The following is a 19,188-nucleotide window of genomic DNA, read 5'->3' on the forward strand; positions in this document are numbered from 1 at the left end:
TACCCTTTTTCAAAAAAATAAACACGTTCTCCGACATTTTTTTAAACAGAATGTGTGATACAACAAAAAAGGTGTCATTTTTTGAAGATGCGATAAAGCAAATAAAGAATGAAAAAGCTGGCGACCGTGATGGCTTCAGCCGAGACGATATACCATGGCCATGGCCCGAGAACATCTAAGAGAGAGGATCCGCCCGGTTTTTTCGTCAAATACATATAATTCGCGCCAAGCCAGCGATCAATCAGAAAAATACAGACGCCGTACACATTAACAAGCAGGACTGTCACCCATAACGAGCGCTGGCCCATTCTGTAGGTGCCAATCACAGCCATCAGCAGACAGGATAAAAACACAGACCCGTGAGAAATAAAAAAGAGGATATATCGGATATGCGGAAATGAAAACATACCGAGGTCAGGAGTGGCAAGAGCCTGAATCGAACTGCCGATGCCGACAAAAAACAAAAACACAAACAGCTTTCTGCTTTTTGTCACTAACATAATAGCTGACAAATACACCGACAGGTCACTAAGCTGGAGAGGCAATGAAGTGCGCACCGACCACCTGCCCGTGGCGACCATCCATATTTGATAGCCGATTTGCGAACCAAGCAAAAGAAACACAAACAGAGAACGCAAAAACCGGCTGGCCCTCGGCTGCTTGACCCTCTCTTGGAACAAAAACAGCAGAATGGCCAAAAGGGCGATAATCGCTAACGTCACTACATGCTCTGTCGAAAATAGATGAAACGGATCATGTTTATAGACGGATTGAACATATTTTTGCAAAACTGCACCCCCGTTTGCGGTTTTTTGTTTATTTTGGCGTTGTTTGGGCTTTTTTTATTCAACCGATATATGGGCTTGAAGTTCACATCATACTCTGTTACAATTCGTTTCATAGCTAATGATTCTGATAATTTAAGGCAGGCCTAAAAAATGGAACGTTCACATCAACATCAGCAGCTTCGGAAGGAAGAACACGATACACTTTCTAAGCTCAAACAAATGCCCGTCGAGTCACTAAACCTAGAAGCCATTTCGATCGCTACGAATCTGTATCGGTCTGCACAAAGGCTCCGTGTCAAAATGGAGACTGAGGTTCTTTCTTCCTATAACCTTTCTTGGACCGCTTTCTCCATTCTTTATGATCTATGGGTATGGGGAGCGCTCGAAACGAGAAAAATCGCTGAGCTGTCAGGGATATCTACAGCTACAGCAAGCAACGTGATCAAAACGCTCGAAAAAAAGAGTTTTTGCCGTAAAAGCATCGACACAAGAGATCGGCGACTCGTGTTTGTCTCTATCACCGATTCCGGCAAACAAGCGATCGAAGAACTCTACCCGGAGTTTCACAAAGGGGAAACAGAGCTCATTGCGGGAATGACGAAGGACGAACAGAAAATATTGACAGAGCTGCTTAGAAAGGTAGCTGACAATCTTCATACAACATAAGCTTTGACGGGAATCCAGTAGCGGTTTGTCTCCCTGTTTCAGAGAGCCGGCGGAAGGTGCGAGCCGGCACACAGCAAACGTGAATTACCTCCCCGAGCTTTCTTTGTGAACCTTAAAAGTAGCAAAGAACGGGAAACCGTTATTCGAATGAGCGGAAGACGATGTCTTCAACCAGGGTGGTACCGCGTGCATTGAGCCACGTCCCTTATCGGGATGGGCTCTTTTTTGTGTTTGTAAAAAAGGAGGAAAAATGATGAGAACATTTGAGCAGCTCACAGCGTCACAGCAAAAAGAGGTAGAAAGACAGCTTCAGCTATACATGACAGGCGCCCACGAAGTCATACCGCCGGAGGAATTAAAGGCAAAGCTCGTGAAATCAATTTCCACAGGCACGCCGCTTAAAATTAAGCTCGGATTAGATCCGTCTGCACCGGATGTACATTTGGGCCATACGGTTGTGTTAAATAAGCTTCGCCAATTTCAAGAAAACGGCCACATTGTCCAGCTGTTAATTGGGGATTTCACAGGAAAAATTGGTGATCCGACCGGAAAATCGGCAGCCAGAAAGCAACTGACTGATGAAGAAGTTCAGCACAATGCCAAAACCTACTTTGAGCAATTCGGAAAAGTGCTTGATCCAGAAAAAGTCGAGCTTCACTATAACTCAAAATGGCTGAAAACATTGAATCTGGAAGATGTCATTGAATTAGCAGGGAAAATAACGGTAGCCCGCCTGATGGAGCGCGACGACTTTGAAGAACGCATCGCCATGCAAAAACCAATCTCACTGCATGAATTCTTTTACCCATTGATGCAGGGATATGATTCTGTCGTTCTCGAAAGTGATATTGAATTAGGCGGAACGGATCAGCATTTCAATGTCCTCATGGGGCGGCATTTTCAAGAACGATACAACAAAGAAAAACAAGTCGTCATCCTGATGCCGCTCTTGGAAGGCTTGGATGGCGTCGAGAAAATGTCGAAGTCGAAACACAACTACATTGGCATTAACGAACATCCAAACGACATGTACGGAAAAACGATGTCACTGCCCGACAGCCTGATGAAAAAATACATCCACTTGGCGACAGACTTAGAGCTTGAAGAGAAAAAACAGCTCGTGAAAGACTTAGAAACCGGCGCCGTTCATCCGCGTGATGCCAAAATGCTTTTAGCCAAAACAATCGTCCGAATGTATCACGGAGAGAAAGCAGCAGAAGCTGCCGAACACTCGTTTAAAACAGTCTTTCAGGAAAACAGCCTGCCGGAAGATATACCGGCCGTAAACTGGAAAGGCGAAAAAACGATAGCGATGATTGATCTGCTCGTCAAGCTAAAGCTCCTCTCTTCGAAGAGCGAGGCGCGCCGCATGATTCAAAACGGCGGTGTACGCATCGACGGAGAGAAAGTAACAGATGTTCACGCCAAAGCAGAGATAAGAGAGAATATGATCATCCAAGTCGGCAAACGCAAGTTTTTAAAGCTCCAATAGTCTGATATTCCGAAACGCTTATGACCCTTCATTCATAAGCGTTTTTTTGCAGGTATAAAGCACTGTCTTTTCAAAAACGCTCTCCATCTTGCAGGAAACTCCTTTAGCATCCCGAAATATTCCCCAACCATACATTTAGGGGAGGTTTATTTTTGATGAAAAAGCTTTTGACTGTCATGACGATGGCTGTTTTAACTGCCGGCACACTGCTCTTGCCGGCACAGAGTGTCACCCCTGCCGCGCACGCTGTACAAATATCAAATAGCGAGCGCGAGCTTCCATTCAAAGCAAAGCATGCGTACTCTACCATTTCTCAGCTAAGTGAAGCAATCGGCCCCAGAATAGCCGGAACTGCAGCTGAAAAAAAGAGCGCCCTATTGATCGCCTCATCCTTGAGAAAATTAAAGCTTGATGTGAAGGTTCAACGATTCAACATTCCTGACCGGCTTGAGGGAACACTGTCTTCAGCAGGACGCGATATTCTTCTCCAAGCGGCGTCCGGCTCAGCTCCGACTGAGGAACAAGGACTGACGGCCCCGCTTTACAATGCGGGATTGGGCTATCAAAAGGACTTTACCGCTGACGCCAAGGGCAAAATCGCCTTAATTTCCAGAGGAGACCTGACTTATTACGAGAAAGCCAAAAATGCCGAAGCCGCCGGAGCAAAAGCTGTCATCATTTATAACAACAAAGAAAGCCTCGTGCCTATGACGCCAAACCTGTCGGGAAATAAAGTCGGCATTCCGGTCGTCGGCATTAAGAAAGAAGACGGTGAAGCACTTACCCAGCAAAAAGAAGCCACCTTAAAACTAAAAGCATTCACAAACCAAACCTCCCAGAATATCATCGGAATCAAAAAACCAAAGAACATCAAACATCCAGACATTGTGTACGTGACGGCCCATTACGACAGTGTTCCTTTTTCACCCGGAGCAAATGACAACGGCTCAGGAACCTCTGTTATGCTGGAGATGGCGCGTGTCTTAAAAAGCGTTCCATCTGATAAAGAAATCCGCTTTATCGCTTTCGGCGCCGAAGAGCTCGGCCTGCTCGGCTCCTCTCACTATGTAGATCATCTATCAGAAAAAGAGCTGAAACGAAGCGAAGTGAACTTCAACTTAGATATGGTAGGCACAAGCTGGGAAAAAGCGTCTGAGCTGTATGTCAACACATTGGATGGCCAATCTAACTATGTTTGGGAATCCAGCCGTACGGCTGCTGAAAAAATTGGGTTTGACAGCCTGTCTCTGACACAGGGAGGATCATCTGATCATGTGCCATTCCACGAAGCCGGCATTGATTCCGCCAACTTTATTTGGGGAGACCCGGAAACAGAAGAAGTTGAGCCGTGGTATCATACCCCTGAAGACTCGATCGAATATATCAGCAAAGAACGCCTCCAGCAAGCAGGCGATCTTGTGACAGCCGCTGTCTATGAGGCTGTGAAAAAAGAGAAGAAACCGAAAACCATTAAGAAACAAATGAAGGCCAAAGCAACTGACATTTTTGAAGATATCAAATAAAAAAAGACGGCACTTGGGTGCCGTCTTTTTTTATAATAATCAGCTGTTTAGCCGTCTATAAGTAAAGCTTTCAGTTTATCAACTGTATTTTCTTTTTCTAACGGGCGATAAATGGTCAGTTTCAAATCAGGAGAGTCATATATTTGTAATGTCATATGCTCCATCACCATTTTTCCGGCTGCCGGGTGATGAAGTACTTTTTCTCCTGCGTGTGTGCCTAATACTTCGTGGTGGTTCCACCATTTTTTAAATTCGGGGCTTCTTTCAGTTAACTCATCGATCAGCTCTTTTATCCATGCTTCCCCAAGAAACCGGCTGGCTGTCGATCGAAACTGTGCGATAAGTTTTTTGGCGTGGCTTTCCCAGTCGTCAAGCAGATCCCGATACTCCTTCGAGGTGAAACATCGCCATATGGCATTCCTTTCCTTACTGCCCATTTGGCCAAAATTGCCGAACACAGCACAAGCTGCTGTGTTCCAAGCAATAACGTCCCACTTTTCGTCAGTCACATAAACAGGGCAATTGGTTAAATGATCAATAAAGTGCCGCACAGCCAGAGGAAGGCTCTTATTATCTTCATCCTGATCATCTAAAGGAACATGATGGCCAGCCAACAGAAAGACATGACGTTTTTCCTCATAATTCAATTTGAGCACTCTCGATATGCTTTCCAGTACCTGTGTCGATACCCGAATATCCCTTCCCTGCTCCAGCCATGTGTACCATGTGACACCTATACCGGACAGCTGGGCTAATTCCTCTCTTCTCAAGCCTGTTGTTTTCCTTCTGGTGCCCATAGGCAATCCAAACTCTTGCGGAGAAAGCTGTGCCCTTTTCAGTTTTAAAAACTCCCCTAGCTCTTTCCGTTTTTCTGCCATACTGTCCACATACACACTCTCCTTTTGCATAGAATTTCCTATTAGTATTCTACATAAAAAGGAGAAGGTTTTTATATTATTTGTTTCGTTCTGCAAATACTTCAGCGGCCACAGGAAGAATGGTATTCAGTGCATTCGGGAAACCTGAGTAAATAATCATCTGCATCATGACTTCTATGAGTTCTTCTTGTGTCCATCCGACATTCAGGGCTCCGTTAATATAGAATTTCAGCTGCTGGGTATTGCCCAATGCAGTCAATCCAGCAACGGTTGCTAATAATCTGGATTTCAGATCAAGACCTGGTCTTGAAAAAATCTGACCGTAGTTAAACTCCACGGCAAGCACACCAAGGTCCGGAGCGATGGAATGTTTAAAATTGTCCACGATCGCTTCATAGTTCTCCTCATCAATTTGTTTCAGAATATCTAACCCTTTTTTATAACGTTCACTTGTTCGCACCAGCTTCTATCTCCCTTCGAATATCGTTTTTTTAGTAGTACGATTTATGGTAATCCTTGAACTGAAGGCAATACCGACCATGATCATCCCCAGAATACAAACACCGTTCCAATGAAACAGCATCCAGACTGCACCTCCTGCATACGATCCCAAGGCGCCGCCTAAAAACGTGCTGACCATAAAGAGGCCATTCAATCTGCTTCTCATTTCAGCCGACAATTGGAAAATCTCCGCCTGACACGCCACCTGATTCGCCTGAATGCCCATGGTGATGAATAAAGCGCCCAATACAATCACAATCAATGAAGTCTGGCCTGCCATTAATAAAACAAATGACAATAAGGTAAAACACATACAAAGCTTGTTGGAAAAAGCAGCTCCTTTTTGATCAATAATCCGGCCGATCAGCGGAGTTGCAAAAGCCCCGCCAATTCCCACCAAACCGATTGTTCCGGCATTCTGGCTGCCAAACGAAAATGGAGGTTCACTCACCATAAACACTAACGTCGTCCAAAATAAACTGAAAGCGCCGAACATGAAGCCTTGGTTTACACATGCTTTTCTTAACACTTTCTCCTTGATCAAAAGCGGAAATAATGAAGAAATGAGTTTTCCGTAATGAAATGCATGTGTCCCTTTGCTTTTCGGAAAGCAGAAGTGAATGATCAACATAATGATGACGGCTGCTGCACAGGCAATCCAATACATTACCCGCCAGCCATAATGGGCATCTATCGCCCCGCTGACCACTCTCGCCCCTAAAATTCCGCAAACCAAGCCGATGGCTACGTTTCCGAGTACTTTTCCTCTGTTCCTGTCATTTGCTAAACCTGCCGCAAACGGCACAAGGATTTGAGGAATAATCGTGAAGAATCCCAATAATAAATTTGTGATGACTAGCCAAGAAAAGCTTACAGCTAACGCTGAAGCGGCCGAACAAACCCCCACTAAGAATAGCAGGCTCACAATTAAGCGGCGGCGTTCAAAAAGATCTCCCAATGGAACAAGCAGAAGGTTCCCCGCCGCATAGCCAATCTGCGCCAATGTAGCAATCATCCCAGCCTGTGCCGGCGTCACATGAAACGTGCCTGCCATGCTGACAAGCAATGTTTGATTGATATAGACATTAGCTACCGTAAACCCGCTAGTCACCGCTATAAGAAAAATCAAACCTCTCGATAATGAAATGGAATGGTTCATGTTTACCTCCTTTCTTCATGCATGATAAAGCAGGTTCAATCATGGAAACAGAAGTGAGTTTATACTGGTATAAAAAGTACTAGCAAGCAAAGAAAAAAAGCGAAACCCTGTCAGGCTTCGCTTTTGTTATCAATCCACTTCTTTCTTAATCCCCAGCATTTTCTCATCTAGGTAATGGGCAATCTCCGCGGCTTCCTTCAGCTCATCTGTTAATTGCTTAGGAACGTCATTGTTCAATTTATAATAAATTTTATGTTCAAGGCTCGCCCAGAAATCCATCGCGATTGTCCGGATTTGAATTTCTGCTTTGACGTATTCCACACGGTTCGTTAAATTCACAGGCATCTCAATGATTAAATGCAGGCTTCGATAGCCATTCGGTTTGGGTGTCTGGATATAATCCTTTACCTTTACGATTCTCAAATCTTCATGCTGCTTCAACACATTCACGACATTATAAATGTCAGAAATAAAGGAACAGATGATGCGCACGCCGGCAATGTCGTGAATATGCTCCTTCATTTCCTTCGTCGTAATCTCACAGCCCTTTCTCATTAACTTATTCACGATGCTTTCAAAGCTTTTAACACGGGATTTTGTATGTTCAATCGGGTTGTGTCCGTGAATGAGGTTATATTCCTGGCTGATAATTGAGAACTTTGTATCAAGCGCATCTAACGCAAATTTATAAACTAATAATTCATTTTTCCAATCTTCCATTACTGTTTTTAAATCGTCCATATGTGTTACAGATAAATCCATTTTCGTCATCTCCTTTAACGGAACTTTATCCGCTGTCCATGTACTAGACGTCCCTGTCTGCTGCAAGGTTCTATGAATTTTTTTACAAAATGCGGTCGATTGTAACAAAAAAAGACCGCACGAAACGAGCGGTCTTTTTTATTATCGGAAATAGCTGATCAATAATCCGATCGAGAGCAGGAATCCGAAAAATGTATTTGTTTGGGCTGTTGATTTCATTGCGATAATCATATTCATCGGCATTTCTTTTTGGACGAAGCCCTTCACTGCTTGAACCGGCTTAGGCACGCTTAAAAAGACGACAAACAGCCATGGGCTTGCGGCACCGGTAATAACCAAGCCGACAACCCAGATATAAGCGACGGCAAACGACGCAGCTAACAGAGTAACAGCTCCCTTATGCCCCATCAAAATCGCCAATGTTTTGCGGCCGCCTTTTTTGTCCTCTTCAATATCACGAATGTTGTTCGACAGGTTAATCGCGCCGACAAGAATCGCAATCGGGATGGAAATCAAAATGCTTTGCGTGTTGATCATATCTGTCTGAATGAAAAACGAAATCAGCACAAACACCGAACCCATGCAAATGCCTGAGAATAATTCACCGAACGGCGTGTACGCAATCGGCAGCGGCCCGCCTGTATACAGGTAGCCGATCGCCATGCCGACAAGGCCGATCAGCGCAAGCCACCAGCTGCTGCTCGCACAAATATAGACACCGAGCAAAATGGCAATCCCGTATGATGCGAGAGCTAATTGCAAAATCGTTTTAGGCTTCATTCCGTGGCGTACAATTGCCCCTCCGATTCCGACTGATTCTGCTGTATCTAACCCGCGTTTAAAATCATAGTATTCATTAAATAAGTTCGTCGCGATCTGGATCCATAGGCAAGAAAACAGCATAGCCAAAAACAGCAGCAGATCAACCTTCACATAAAACATCGCCAAAACGGTTCCGAGCAGCACAGGCACAAACGATGCGGTTAACGTATGAGGACGGGTTAACTGCCAAAGGATCTGCCCCATGCTTTCTTTTTGCGGCGCTGTCTGACCCTCACCCTTATTTGTTTGGTTCATCTTCCTCTTCCTTTCTATTAAAAGGCTTACTTTTTTTCAGCCGGCAGCTTGATAAAAACTCCTTTTTTTGCTTCCTTATCTATCATAATGACTTCTCCCCTATTTCACAAGATACCGCAAGAAGGCGTTTTCTTTCTTATTATACGCTTCCGCCCCGATTTCATTAGGTTTCTGCTTTCACTTGAACGAACAGGTACAGAAAAATTTTTTTAAGTACATTACACTTTTTAAAAGTTAAAAAGATCTTTTGACTCCAGGTATCTTTTCCTTTATTATGAATCAGCTCGAAACATTCCATTCTTGCCCTTGCAGGTATAAAGATTCATTTTCAAAAACATACGCCGATATATTAATTTGAGGGAGATTAGGGAAAAAATGAAACTTTTTGAGCATCTGATCGTCAAATACTCATGTGATTGTCGAAAAAACGGGAAGGGAATTTTTGATATGCTGCAATTAATGAAACAGCTGTATGAAAAACCCGCTGTCAAGTGGACATGTCATACAGGCTTTTATTTGATGATACTGCTTGTTTTGTTTTTTATGTATGGTTTTCACACCGCGAATACCGGTTCATATATTTATAACGATTTCTAATTGGAGAGAGAATAACTATGAAACTTTTACATGCTATTCAAACACATGCGGAAACTTATCCGCAAACCGATGCCTTCCGCTCTCAAGGCCAGTCGCTCACGTATCAGGAATTATGGGAGCAGTCTGACCGCGCGGCTGCCGCGATCCAAAAACGCATTTCTGGGGAAAAGAAATCTCCTATCCTTGTGTACGGCCACATGGAGCCGCACATGCTTGTTTCCTTTTTGGGAAGTGTCAAAGCGGGACATCCTTATATTCCGGTTGACCTGTCTATTCCGCCTGAACGGATTGCGAAAATTATCGAAAGCTCTGGAGCAGAATTGCTGATCCATGCAGCAGGACTCTCAATTAATGCAGTCGGCCAGCAGATTCAGACAGTTTCTGCGGAAGAACTGCTGGAAAACGAAGGCGGCTCTGTCAGCCAAGATCAATGGGTTAAGGAACACGAAACGTTTTATATCATTTACACTTCCGGGAGCACAGGAAATCCGAAAGGCGTGCAGATTTCCGCTGCGAATCTTCAAAGCTTCACAGACTGGATTTGTGCAGACTTTCCAGTCAGCGGAGGAAAAATATTTTTAAACCAAGCACCGTTCTCATTTGATTTGTCTGTCATGGACCTATATCCGTGCCTTCAATCAGGCGGGACTTTACATTGCGTGACAAAGGATGCTGTGAACAAGCCGAAAGTCTTATTTGAAGAGCTGAAGAAGTCCGGGCTGAATGTGTGGACATCAACACCTTCCTTTGTTCAAATGTGCCTGATGGATCCGGGTTTTTCACAGGATCTGCTGCCTCATGCGGACACATTTATGTTTTGCGGAGAGGTTCTTCCGGTTTCTGTGGCAAAAGCGCTGCTTGAGCGTTTTCCGAAAGCGAAGATTTTTAATACGTACGGCCCGACTGAAGCGACAGTGGCTGTCACATCTGTTGAAATTACGGATGACGTCATCAGCCGCAGCGAATCGCTTCCAGTGGGCTTCGCCAAACCAGATATGAACATTTTTATTATGGATGAAGAGGGACAGCCGCTTCCTGATGGAGAAAAAGGAGAAATCGTCATTGCAGGGCCGAGTGTAAGCCGAGGCTACCTTGGTGAGCCAGAGCTGACGGAAAAAGCGTTTTTCTCTCATGAAGGCCAGTGGGCATACCGAACTGGCGATGCCGGCTTTATTCAAGACGGTCAGATTTTCTGCCAAGGACGTTTGGATTTTCAGATTAAACTTCACGGCTATCGAATGGAGCTGGAGGAAATCGAGTTCCATGTCAGACAGTCACAGTACGTTCGCTCTGCTGTCGTGATTCCTTATCAGCCAAACGGAACAGTTGAGTACCTGATCGCTGCTATTGTGCCTGAGGAGCATGAGTTCGAGAAGGAATTCCAGCTGACAAGCGCTATTAAAAAAGAGCTTGCCGCTTCTCTTCCGGCATATATGATCCCGAGAAAATTTATCTATCAGGATCACATTCAAATGACGGCTAACGGCAAAATTGACCGAAAACGCATTGGCGAAGAGGTTCTTGTATGACGCCTTACAGCTCGTTTTTATTCTTTATACTGCTTGGCATTCTTCTTCTGCCGACGATCATTCTCGGCTTAAACGGAAAAAGATTTCAAGCATACAACATGTTCATATCTATCATTATATTGGCTTTAATTTTTTCGCACGACTTACACGGGGTCATCGCGCTGTGCCTGTTTACAATATGGCAGGTGCTCCTGATCAGCGGCTATCTGGCATACCGGCAGAAAGCGAACAGCGGCTTTGTCTTTTGCGGGGCTGTTATCGCGTCTATTCTGCCTTTATTTCTGTCAAAAATATGGCCGTTTCTTTCACACCCGCAGCCGCATCATCCGCCGCATAACCTGATCAGCTTTTTAGGGATTTCATATTTAACCTTTAAAGGCGTTCAGCTGATTATGGAAGCAAGAGACGGACTGCTGAAAGAACAGCTGCCATTGCACCGCCTGCTGTATTTCATCCTGTTTTTCCCGACGATTTCCTCCGGCCCGATCGACAGATACCGCCGGTTCGTCAAGGATGAACAGAAGGCTTGGACGAAAGAAGAATACGCCGACCTGCTGTATACGGGAATCCATAAAATCTTCATCGGTTTCCTGTATAAATTTATTATCGGCTACGCGATCAATACGTACTTCATCATGAATCTTCCCGCAATCACGCACAATAAGATTCTTGGGAACCTGCTGTACATGTACGGCTACAGCATGTATTTATTCTTTGATTTCGCCGGCTACACGATGTTTGCCGTCGGGGTCAGCTACATTATGGGCATTAAATCACCAGAAAACTTTAATAAACCATTTATCAGTAAAAATATTAAAGATTTCTGGAATCGCTGGCATATGTCTCTGTCATTTTGGTTCAGAGATTATGTGTTTATGAGATTCGTATTTTGGATGACTAAGAAAAAGTGGATCAAAAACCGTATGGCCGTCTCAAACATCGGGTATTTCCTGCTGTTTATGCTGATGGGGGTTTGGCACGGGCTCGCGCCGCAATATATCATTTACGGCCTCTATCACGCCGTGCTGATGACGTGTTACAACTTTTTCGAGAAGTGGAATAAGAAATATAAATGGCTGCCGTCCAACCGCTGGACAACCATTCTCGCTATTGTGATCACATTCCATTTCGTTTGCTTCGGGTTTTACATTTTCTCAGGAAAACCATTTCATCACCACCATTAAAGGAGATTAGAAAGCTATGGATTTTAAACAAGAGGTATTAGACGTTTTAGCAGAGGTTTGCCAGGATGACATCGTAAAGGAAAATCCTGATATTGAAATTTTTGAAGAAGGTTTGCTTGATTCTTTTGGAACAGTAGAATTGCTGCTTGCGATTGAAAACCGTTTTGATATTTTAGTGCCGATCACTGAATTTGACCGGGACGTTTGGAATACACCTAACAACATTGTAAATCAGCTGTCTGAGTTGAAATAATGAAAAAGCGTTTTTTCGGTCCAATTATTTTGGCGTTTATTCTATTCGCAGGCGCCATCGCAATTCCATCTTCATGGCTGACAGGCTTCATCACCGATAAGCGTGTGAAAGAGTCAGCAACAGCCTTGAATCCGAGTATGTTTCAAGGGCTATATTTACAAGATCAGATGCTCAAAGATCCGACATATCTTCCGATTTACGGGTCTTCTGAGCTTTCTCGGCTGGACGAGTTCCACCCATCTAATTATTTTCAGGTAAACAATGAGGGATTCACGCCATACCTTGTCGGCAAAGGCGGATCCCAGTCATTGATTCATTCTTTAAACTTCGCTGCCCATATGGATCAGCTGAAGGGCAAAAAAATCGTATTCATCGTGTCTCCGCAATGGTTTATTAAGCGCGGGTCTGATGAACAGCATTTCGCGCCGAACTATTCTGCGCTGCAAGGGCTTGATTTGGCATTTAACGATCAGATCGATCCTGAAATTAAAAAGAAAATGATGAAACGCATGCTGCGCTTTAAGGCTGTGCAAAACGATGCCATTCTTTCTGAGCTGTACAAAGCAATGGTAAACGGCCAGACGTGGAAAGTGAACGCGCTGAAGCCGGCGGCCAAAGTGTATTACAGCATGCTGGAAAAGAAAGATCTGTATTATTCAACGACAGAATCATCCGGGCCAAAGCGCTATATCTCGCAGTCAGTAAAGGATAAGTCATGGTCTGAATTGAATAAACTGGCGGATCAATCAGGCAAACGCCACTCCGGTTCTAACGATTTTCACATCGACAACCCTGTCTATAAAAAGCTGAAGCCGAAAGTGCCTAAGCTGAAAGGGAAAAACAAAGGAAGATCGTATGCGGTGTCACCGGAATATGGCGACTTTGAAATGATGCTCGATATCCTGAAGGATGCGGGCGCAGAGCCTATGTTTGTCACCATTCCTGTTAACGGGAAATGGTACGATTACACGGGCTTCCCGAAAAAAGGACGCACTGACTATTACAAAAAGGTAAATAAACAAATCAGAGCGAAGGGCTTCCAGGTTGCTGATTTCTCAGGGCATGAATATGACCCGTATTTCATGAAAGACACCATTCACATCGGCTGGAAAGGCTGGGTGTATGTCGATAAAGCAATTGACGAATTTTATAAAACCGGAAAAGTCACTTCATCCTGAGCATCTCATAGGACGCGGCTGCATATTTCCTGCTAAGATTTGAAATAGTAAAGGAATCACAGCCAACTTAATTAAGAGGTGTTACATCCAATGAAGATGACAAATAATACGGTTTTAATCACAGGGGGTTCTGCTGGCATCGGGCTTGAACTGGCCAAGCGCCTGCTGGAGCTCGGCAATGAAGTTATCATTTTCGGACGCAGCGAAGCACGTCTTGCAGAAGCGAAGCAGCAGCTCCCAAACATCCATACAAAGCAATGTGATGTTGCAGACCGTTCGCAGCGGGAAGCATTGTATGAATGGGCTTTAAAGGAATATCCGAACTTGAATGTTCTCGTCAACAACGCCGGCATTCAAAAGGAAATTGACTTTAAAAAAGGGACAGAGGAGCTTTTTGTGGACGGTGATGAAATTGAACTTAATTTCCAAGCGCCTGTCCATTTATCCGCCCTTTTCACACCTCATTTGATGAAGCAGCCTGAAGCGGCAATCGTTCAGGTCACATCCGGGCTTGCGTTTAACCCGTTAGCTGTTTATCCGGTGTACTGCGCAACAAAAGCAGCACTTCACTCGTTCTCGCTTACGCTCAGACACCAGCTCCGCGACACGAGCGTGGAAGTGATTGAAATGGCACCGCCTATGGTGGACACGGGCTTAAACCAAAAATCACGCGATAAACAAGGCCTGACGTACCGGGGCATTTCATCTGAAGAATATGTTCAATATTTCTTGGACGGCTTGAAGGAAGGCAAACAGGAGATTACAAATGAACGTGTTGAAGGTCTTCGGGATGCCACTCGCGCCGATTATGACAGGTTATTCGAGCATATGAACACGCAGGAGAATTAATTTCTCCTGCTTTTTTCATATGAATTTCTTACAAATTTGAGCAAAACTATTGCGATTATTTGTTGAAGGTATACAATAGAATATAATTATTTTCAAATAAGTTTGATAATATAAACAATTTAACAGCAGGGAGATTGACCATGACTAAACAAACGATTCGCGTTGAATTGACATCAACAAAAAAACCGAAACCAGACCCAAATCAGCTTTCGTTCGGAAGAGTGTTTACAGACCACATGTTTGTAATGGACTATGCGGCAGATAAAGGTTGGTACGATCCAAGAATCATTCCTTATCAGCCCTTATCAATGGATCCGGCCGCAATGGTCTATCACTACGGCCAAACCGTGTTTGAAGGGTTAAAGGCTTACGTGTCAGAGGATGACCATGTTCTGCTTTTCAGACCGGAAAAAAATATGGAACGCCTGAATCAATCAAACGACCGCCTCTGCATTCCGCAAATTGATGAAGAACAGGTTCTTGAAGGCTTAAAGCAGCTTGTCGCAATTGATAAAGACTGGATTCCAAATGCGGAGGGCACGTCCCTTTACATCCGTCCGTTCATCATCGCAACCGAGCCTTTCCTTGGTGTTGCGGCATCTCATACGTATAAGCTCTTGATCATTCTTTCTCCGGTCGGCTCTTATTACAAAGAAGGCATTAAGCCGGTCAAAATCGCTGTTGAAAGTGAATTTGTCCGTGCGGTAAAAGGCGGAACAGGAAATGCCAAAACCGCAGGAAACTATGCTTCAAGCTTAAAAGCGCAGCAGGTAGCCGAAGAGAAAGGTTTTTCTCAAGTGCTCTGGCTGGACGGCATTGAGAAGAAATACATCGAAGAAGTCGGAAGCATGAACATCTTCTTCAAAATCAACGGTGAAATCGTAACGCCGATGCTGAACGGAAGCATCCTGGAAGGCATTACGCGCAATTCAGTCATCGCTTTGCTTAAGCATTGGGGCCTTCAAGTATCAGAACGAAAAATTGCGATCGATGAGGTCATCCAAGCCCATAAAGACGGCATCCTAGAAGAAGCCTTCGGAACTGGTACAGCAGCTGTTATTTCCCCAGTCGGCGAGCTGATCTGGCAGGATGAAACACTTTCGATCAACAACGGTGAAACAGGGGAAATCGCAAAAAAACTATATGACACGATTACAGGCATTCAAAAAGGCGCTGTCGCAGACGAATTCGGATGGACGACCGAAGTCGCAGCGCTGACTGAAAGCAAGTAAGAAAAAAGCCGGCCCATTACAGGCCGGCTTTTTTTACGCTTCAATTTTGTTGAAAAACTGCGGCAGATACGCTTTGTGCGCCTCCAGCATTTCGTCTAAAATCTGTTTGGCCACAGTATCGGACGGGACAAGCGGGTTAATCGTCATGGCAAGGAGTGCGGTTTGATAGTCACCTGTAACTGCTGCTTCTGCCGCGACACGTTCAAAGGATTTGATTTGCTGGACAAGGCCGCGGACAGACACCGGCAAGTCGCCGACAGCAATTGGCTTAGGGCCGGTTTTCGTCATCACACAGTTCACTTCAACTGCGGAATCGTCTGGAATACTCGCTATTGCACCATTATTGATCGTGTTCACCGGCTGAATGTCATGTTTATCATTATAAATGGAGCTGATTAAGTTACATGCTGCATCACTGTAGTAAGCTCCGCCCCGTTTTTCCAGCTGCGGCGGTTTGATCGCAAGGTTTGGATCTTTATAAAGCTCGAACAGCTCTTTTTCGACCTTCTGTACGACTTCAGCGCGGGTGCCCTCCGTTTGTGATGCTTCAAGTTCGTGCTCCAGCATCTCTTTTGTTTTGAAATAGTAACGGTGATAGCCGCAAGGGATGACATTGAGCGCTTTTAAGAAATCCGGTTCCCATTCGGCGCCTGAGATATTTTTCATTGTCATCGCGTTTTTCGGGTCGCCCATCGCCTCGATGACTTGCTCCTTCACACTTACGCCGTCCAAGAAAACATCCAGCCCAAATACCATATGGTTCAGTCCGGCGAATTGGACTTCTACGCGGTCCACATCTACATCAAGCGCTTTGGCTACGCCCATTTTGATGCCGATTGGAACATTACAAAGACCGACGACTTTCTTCAGGTTGGAGTAGCGAAGCAAGGCTTCTGTTACCATGCCGGCAGGGTTTGTGAAGTTAACAAGCCAAGCGTTCGGGCAAAGCTCTTCTATGTCCTTTGCGATCTCAAGGATGACCGGAATTGTGCGCAATCCTTTAAACAGGCCTCCCGGGCCGTTTGTTTCCTGGCCAATTACACCATATTTTAGCGGAATGCGCTCATCCTTTGCTCTTGCCTGCAAAAGTCCGACGCGAAATTGAGTCGTAACAAAGTCTGCGTCTTTCAGCGCTTTTCTCCGGTCGAGCGTAAGATGAATGTCAATCGGGACGCCAGCTTTTTCAACCATCCTTTTGGCGAGTGTGCCGACAATATTCAGCTTTTCTTCGCCCTCAGGGATATCGACGAGCCATAATTCGCGCACAGGCAGCTCATCATACCGTTTAATGAACCCCTCCACTAGCTCGGGCGTATAGCTTGAACCTCCGCCAATCGTTACAATCTTCAATCCTTTTGTCATATGCTTGCTCCCCTTTGCTCGGTGATTTTTTCATATAACTCAATGATCTCTGCAGCCATATCCTTCACTGTCATTGCATTCATTAAATGATCCTGTGCATGAACCATCAGAAGCGTCATTTCCGTCTTTTCTCCGCCCGCTTCATTTTGGATCAGCTCTGTCTGATAGTGATGGGCTTTTGACAATTCTTCAGCAGCGTCTTGAAGCTTTTTCCGCGCTTCTTCTGCGGCGCCGCTTTTCGCAGCGGCAATGGCCTCCATTGCGGAGCTCCTACCGTTTCCTCCGTGAAGGATGATTTGAAAAATGATTTGTTCCATTTCCTCATTCACGCGATTCACTTCCTTTCTCTACAGAGCCGCTTCTTTGTCATCTGATGCAGCAGGCGTTTGAACCAGCTCCAGATCGTTTTCTTCTTTCAGCTTCTGCTTATCCCACATTCTGAAGAATGGATAGTAGACAATAAAGGACACGGCAATATTAATGGCTTGCATGACCGCGCCTGAGACTTTTCCTCCTGTCGCCAAGTAGCCTGAAAAGATCGGCGGCATGGTCCACGGCACTGCGATACCCGCCGGTTTGGCGACAAGGCCGGTGCTCATTCCGATGTACGTGAGTGTCACTGTGACAAGCGGCGTGATGATAAACGGAAGTAAGAGCATTGGGTTCATGACGATCGGCATTCCGAATATAATCGGTTCGTTAATATTGAAGATGGCCGGGCCGACCGCAAGCTTCCCGAGCTGCTTCATTTGTTTGCTTCGAGCGCGCAGGAACATCGTGACAACCAGTGCCAATGTGGCGCCGCTTCCGCCGATATTGACCCAGATATCGAAAAATTGCTGGGTGAAAATCTTAGGAAGCTCCTCACCGGCTTGGAATGCGATCCGGTTGGCATCCATTGCGCCGTACCAAATCGGTGCCATGACGCCGCCGACAATGTTTGCACCGTGAAGGCCGCAGGCCCATAAAAGCATTTTGACGGCTTCGGCGACAAGGCTTCCTCCAAGGCTTCCTCCAAGAATGGAAAGCGGAGTCCCCAATAAAACGCTTACAATATTATGAAGGCTTTCAAACGGTGTCGCTTCAACAATCAGCCGGGCTGCCCAAATCAGGAAGATGACGGCAAAGCCGGGGATTAACGCGACAAATGACTTGCTTACCGCCGGCGGAACACCGTCCGGCATTTTGAAGACTAAATTGCGCTGGATAATGAGGCGGTAAATCTCTGTGGACACCATTGCGATAATCATGGCGACAAACAGGCCTTTGCTTCCCATGAGCGAAAGCGGAATCCCGCCGCCAACCATGATTTCTTTCGTCGCGCCATCCGGCATAAACGGCACTTGATAAGGTGTTGCTAATAAAAATGCCGCAAGGGAAATGGCTCCGGCCGACAAGGCATCAACACCGTATTTCTCGGCGAGCCGGTAGGCGATGCCGAACGCGGCGACAAGACCCATAATTTCAAAGGTCGCGTCGACTGGGTAGGCCAGTTTTTCAGACCAGGAGCTGCCAAACGTTTTTGCCATAAACTCAGCGTATCCCGGGATCGGGAGGTTGCCAATGATGAGGAAAAAGGAACCGATGATAATCAGGGGCATCGTGAGGATGATACCATCACGCAGCGCCTGCAAATGACGCTGTCCCGCAATTCTTCCCGCTATAGGCATGACCTTTTCTTCTAAGATCTGATTGACTTTATTCACATAGCCCGCCCCTCTCTATGACACATGTCCAAGCTGTTCAGCTGATTTCAGCACTTCCGCCCCGTTGCACGTGCCATAATGGACGGTATTAATGACGTCTACCGGAACCCCCTTTGACTCTCCTAATTTTTTGAGCTGCGGAAGCATGTAACGGACTTGCGGACCGAGAAGCAATACATCCGCTTTATCGATATGATTTTGTACAGAATCGCCTGAAACTGCCCAAATGGTATAGTCTTTTCCCTGTTCCTGCGCACTTTTTTCCATCTTGCTCACCAGTAAGCTAGTAGACATGCCTGCTGCACAAACGAGTAATATATTCATGTAAAAGACCCCCTAGAGTTTGATCAATTTTGTAATGTCCTGCTGTTGCTATCATCATATTATGAAATCGCTTTCATAAACACTCAGGGTTTTTCCGCAGGCAACGGAAAAAAGGTATATACAGGCTG

The 19,188-nt window shown here is 45.3% G+C and carries 21 protein-coding genes and 1 other annotated feature; of the genes, 10 read left to right on the plus strand and 11 right to left on the minus strand.

The genetic code is table 11. The features are described from left to right. Positions 1-74 precede the first annotated feature (74 nt). Positions 75-788 carry a TIGR02206 family membrane protein gene (locus ACFVP7_RS21040; protein WP_160832080.1) on the minus strand — a complete coding sequence of 238 codons (714 nt, stop codon included), beginning with the start codon at positions 786-788 and terminating at the stop codon, positions 75-77. A 150-nt stretch (positions 789-938) separates the two neighbouring features. Between ACFVP7_RS21040 and ywaE the strand changes: the two genes are divergently transcribed. From ywaE to ywaD, 3 genes are all read left to right on the plus strand, one after another. After that, on the plus strand, positions 939-1,454 hold the full coding sequence (ywaE, locus tag ACFVP7_RS21045; RefSeq protein ID WP_163117041.1) for a tyrZ transcriptional regulator YwaE: 516 nt from the start codon (positions 939-941) through the stop codon (positions 1,452-1,454). Next, positions 1,449-1,663: a binding site (T-box leader), on the plus strand. It overlaps the preceding gene by 6 nt. Positions 1,664-1,704: 41 nt before the next feature. After that, positions 1,705-2,946 (plus strand): tyrosine--tRNA ligase, encoded by a 1,242-nt coding sequence (gene tyrS / locus ACFVP7_RS21050; protein ID WP_072175347.1) that lies wholly within the window; start codon positions 1,705-1,707, stop codon positions 2,944-2,946. Between the two features lie 155 nt (positions 2,947-3,101). Next, on the plus strand, positions 3,102-4,469 hold the full coding sequence (gene ywaD, locus ACFVP7_RS21055; protein ID WP_338731508.1) for an aminopeptidase YwaD: 1,368 nt from the start codon (positions 3,102-3,104) through the stop codon (positions 4,467-4,469). A gap of 47 nt (positions 4,470-4,516) precedes the next feature. Here the strand turns inward: ywaD and ACFVP7_RS21060 are convergent, their stop codons facing one another. From ACFVP7_RS21060 to ACFVP7_RS21085, 6 genes are all read right to left on the minus strand, one after another. Further along, complete coding sequence (locus tag ACFVP7_RS21060) at positions 4,517-5,377, minus strand: helix-turn-helix transcriptional regulator (RefSeq protein WP_237698055.1); 861 nt, start codon at positions 5,375-5,377, stop codon at positions 4,517-4,519. A 46-nt stretch (positions 5,378-5,423) separates the two neighbouring features. Next, positions 5,424-5,807, minus strand: a complete 384-nt coding sequence (locus ACFVP7_RS21065) for a carboxymuconolactone decarboxylase family protein (RefSeq protein ID WP_019712843.1) — start codon at positions 5,805-5,807, stop codon at positions 5,424-5,426. Positions 5,808-5,813: 6 nt separating this feature from the next. After that, a complete protein-coding gene (locus ACFVP7_RS21070; RefSeq protein WP_338731512.1) occupies positions 5,814-7,007 on the minus strand; it encodes an MFS transporter in 1,194 nt (397 codons plus the stop codon). Between the two features lie 129 nt (positions 7,008-7,136). Continuing rightward, positions 7,137-7,769: a GTP pyrophosphokinase YwaC gene (ywaC, locus tag ACFVP7_RS21075; RefSeq protein WP_003244564.1), complete on the minus strand. Its 633-nt coding sequence runs from the start codon at positions 7,767-7,769 to the stop codon at positions 7,137-7,139. Between the two features lie 141 nt (positions 7,770-7,910). After that, positions 7,911-8,846 carry a 1,4-dihydroxy-2-naphthoate polyprenyltransferase gene (locus ACFVP7_RS21080; RefSeq protein ID WP_216995614.1) on the minus strand — a complete coding sequence of 312 codons (936 nt, stop codon included), beginning with the start codon at positions 8,844-8,846 and terminating at the stop codon, positions 7,911-7,913. 163 nt (positions 8,847-9,009) lie between these two features. Continuing rightward, positions 9,010-9,144: a hypothetical protein gene (locus tag ACFVP7_RS21085; protein ID WP_003227332.1), complete on the minus strand. Its 135-nt coding sequence runs from the start codon at positions 9,142-9,144 to the stop codon at positions 9,010-9,012. Positions 9,145-9,293: 149 nt separating this feature from the next. Here ACFVP7_RS21085 and ACFVP7_RS21090 point away from each other — a divergent pair, with 149 nt between their 5' ends. The 7 genes from ACFVP7_RS21090 to ACFVP7_RS21120 all read left to right on the plus strand — a co-directional run bounded on the left by ACFVP7_RS21090 (position 9,294) and on the right by ACFVP7_RS21120 (position 15,668). Beyond that, entirely contained in the window at positions 9,294-9,443 is a 150-nt protein-coding gene (locus ACFVP7_RS21090; RefSeq protein WP_003227330.1) for a teichoic acid D-Ala incorporation-associated protein DltX, read from the plus strand. Between the two features lie 17 nt (positions 9,444-9,460). Continuing rightward, the gene (gene dltA / locus ACFVP7_RS21095; protein WP_338731515.1) at positions 9,461-10,972 is read left to right on the plus strand and encodes a D-alanine--poly(phosphoribitol) ligase subunit DltA; all 1,512 of its coding nucleotides are present in this window, start codon (positions 9,461-9,463) and stop codon (positions 10,970-10,972) included. Beyond that, positions 10,969-12,156, plus strand: coding sequence for a D-alanyl-lipoteichoic acid biosynthesis protein DltB (dltB, locus tag ACFVP7_RS21100; RefSeq protein WP_003227327.1), 1,188 nt, complete (start codon positions 10,969-10,971; stop codon positions 12,154-12,156). The genes dltA and dltB overlap by 4 nt, the downstream gene beginning before the upstream one ends. 16 nt (positions 12,157-12,172) lie before the next feature. Then, entirely contained in the window at positions 12,173-12,409 is a 237-nt protein-coding gene (gene dltC, locus ACFVP7_RS21105; protein WP_003227325.1) for a D-alanine--poly(phosphoribitol) ligase subunit DltC, read from the plus strand. Further along, complete coding sequence (gene dltD, locus ACFVP7_RS21110; protein ID WP_003227323.1) at positions 12,409-13,587, plus strand: D-alanyl-lipoteichoic acid biosynthesis protein DltD; 1,179 nt, start codon at positions 12,409-12,411, stop codon at positions 13,585-13,587. The genes dltC and dltD overlap by 1 nt, the downstream gene beginning before the upstream one ends. Before the next feature lie 90 nt (positions 13,588-13,677). Beyond that, positions 13,678-14,436: an SDR family oxidoreductase gene (locus ACFVP7_RS21115; RefSeq protein ID WP_338731519.1), complete on the plus strand. Its 759-nt coding sequence runs from the start codon at positions 13,678-13,680 to the stop codon at positions 14,434-14,436. A gap of 140 nt (positions 14,437-14,576) precedes the next feature. Then, positions 14,577-15,668, plus strand: a complete 1,092-nt coding sequence (locus tag ACFVP7_RS21120; protein ID WP_003244231.1) for a branched-chain amino acid aminotransferase — start codon at positions 14,577-14,579, stop codon at positions 15,666-15,668. Between the two features lie 33 nt (positions 15,669-15,701). Here ACFVP7_RS21120 and licH read toward each other — a convergent pair whose 3' ends face one another. The 4 genes from licH to licB are packed head-to-tail and all read right to left on the minus strand — an operon-like array spanning position 15,702 to position 19,060. After that, positions 15,702-17,030 (minus strand): 6-phospho-beta-glucosidase LicH, encoded by a 1,329-nt coding sequence (gene licH, locus ACFVP7_RS21125; protein WP_003244285.1) that lies wholly within the window; start codon positions 17,028-17,030, stop codon positions 15,702-15,704. Then, the gene (licA, locus tag ACFVP7_RS21130; RefSeq protein WP_021480957.1) at positions 17,027-17,359 is read right to left on the minus strand and encodes a PTS lichenan transporter subunit IIA; all 333 of its coding nucleotides are present in this window, start codon (positions 17,357-17,359) and stop codon (positions 17,027-17,029) included. Before licA ends, licH begins: the two co-directional genes overlap by 4 nt. Positions 17,360-17,377: 18 nt before the next feature. Continuing rightward, positions 17,378-18,736 carry a PTS lichenan transporter subunit IIC gene (licC, locus tag ACFVP7_RS21135; protein WP_021480958.1) on the minus strand — a complete coding sequence of 453 codons (1,359 nt, stop codon included), beginning with the start codon at positions 18,734-18,736 and terminating at the stop codon, positions 17,378-17,380. A gap of 15 nt (positions 18,737-18,751) precedes the next feature. Beyond that, entirely contained in the window at positions 18,752-19,060 is a 309-nt protein-coding gene (gene licB, locus ACFVP7_RS21140) for a PTS lichenan transporter subunit IIB (RefSeq protein ID WP_003218755.1), read from the minus strand. Between the last annotated feature and the right edge of the window lie 128 nt (positions 19,061-19,188).

Source organism: Bacillus sp. SG20033, assembly GCF_044570195.1.
GTDB classification, from domain to species: domain Bacteria; phylum Bacillota; class Bacilli; order Bacillales; family Bacillaceae; genus Bacillus; species Bacillus subtilis.